Raw genomic sequence first — 1,696 nt, 5'->3', positions numbered from 1 at the left:
TAACCTCAATCTTTCATGAGAGGCCTCTGCCGGCCTGATCGGTTCACCGATCAGGCCGGCCGCGACCCGAATCAGTATCGGGGCGCGGCAGGGCAACCCATGTGCAGTCGGGATGCTGCCGGATTCCACATTCCGGAGAGGTGTTCTTTCCGCTCGTACCAACAAGATTCGTCGGTGTTTTAGGTCGGCGCCGGCAACGCCTCCAACCTGGCCAACGCCGACGTAATCAGACCGGACCACGGCGCCCGCCCGGACACTCGCAGACGTGTTTTCCGTGCGTGACGGGCGATGCGCCCGGCGATCGAAAACAGTCGTAGGCGCAGTCGTTTCGGCTCCCAGCGACGTGCATCACTGCTGGTCAACGTCAACATTTGCATCCAGGCTGTCAGCTCGGAAGCGAGCGCGACAATCGCCAACCAGATCTCGTTGTGCGCAAAACCGTACAAAGGTAGGTTGCTCAGACCGGTGTCCTTCGCGGTCCGGATTCGGTCTTCGCAGCGGGCTCGGCGGCGGTGCCGCAGCTCCAAGGTTTGCAGGCTTCCGACCACTGTGTTGGTCACGAACGCGGTCAGCCGCAGACCGTTTCGGTCGGTCAAGCGCAGTTGAGCGCCCGGATGAGGTCGTTCTTTACGCACGATGAGCCGCATCCCTGCAGGCCAGCCCGACAGGTGAACGAGTCCGGTCAGTTCTGCGACCCAGGCTCCGTCGCGAACCCCGCCACTCGAATCGAGCGCCGAGATCCACAGATCTTCGGGAATTTCGTCGATTGCTTCGGCCATCGCGTCGGTCAAGGTGAACCCCACCGAATACGACAACTTCCGGGCGGTCAGGTACTCGAGAAAAGCGTGGGTGCCGCCGGCGCCATCGGTGCGGATCAGCACTTTCTTTCCGACTGCGCCACTGGTGCGGAAGGGTAACTGTGCCAATGCTTGTCGGGTCACAGCAATGTGGTCGGCGGCGGTGTTGGAACCGGAATTCCCGGGCCGGAGGAGGAAACTCAAGGGTTCGCCGGTGCCGTGTTCGCCGTGGTCGACGAACGCCAACAAGGGATGGAAACCGAAGCCGCGCTTGAAGTTCGGCGCAGTATTTTCTTTCTCCGAATGTGCGGTCACGAGGGTGGCATCGAGGTCGACGACCAGTGGTTGCTGCGGGTCGATGTGGTGATCAGGTGCGTGTTCGCCAGCGTAGGACCATGCGGCTTTTCGAGCTACAGCGCGGGCTGAGTTGATTGCAGTCAATGCGGTCGGGCCGTCGGCGGCGAGGGTGCTGATCAGGCGGGATACCGTTGCATCGGATGCGACCGATCCGAACACGGCGGGTTGTTCGCGCAAGGTTGCAATGTCTGCGAGGCAGTCGCCGCCGACGGCGAGAGACAACGCGAGATCGAGGAGGATTTTGCCCGGATCGTGCTGGGCGGAAGGTTTGCGCCACGGCGACAAGGCTTCGGAGAGGGCGGTGTTCAGGCGGGTTTTTTCGGCGGTGCGGATCAAGATGACCGCTCCGGATTGTGACACGAGAGCGTTGCCGGTGGTGTCGATGGAGAGTTTGGGGTAGCAGGAAGTAGACTTGTGCACCTGAAAGGTGATCCTTCTGTTCGGATGAATACGGGCCTCAATAATCCGCATTCTTCCAGGTCGGGTCGCCTTTCTTTATATCCGACTCAGGGTTTCGAAGCGCTCACCGTGAAAGCGCGAGG

At 61.2% G+C, this 1,696-nt stretch carries 1 protein-coding gene; it reads right to left on the bottom strand.

Translation table 11 applies throughout. The features are described from left to right. Positions 1-179: 179 nt before the first annotated feature. Entirely contained in the window at positions 180-1,574 is a 1,395-nt protein-coding gene (locus H7C86_RS36835; protein WP_024488023.1) for an IS1380-like element IS1676 family transposase, read from the bottom strand. Between the last annotated feature and the right edge of the window lie 122 nt (positions 1,575-1,696).

It is taken from the genome of Rhodococcus sp. UFZ-B548, assembly GCF_903819475.1.
GTDB classification, from domain to species: domain Bacteria; phylum Actinomycetota; class Actinomycetes; order Mycobacteriales; family Mycobacteriaceae; genus Rhodococcus_F; species Rhodococcus_F erythropolis.
Note: the sequence above shows the minus strand (reverse complement) of the source record. Positions and strands in the feature narration are given on the sequence as shown.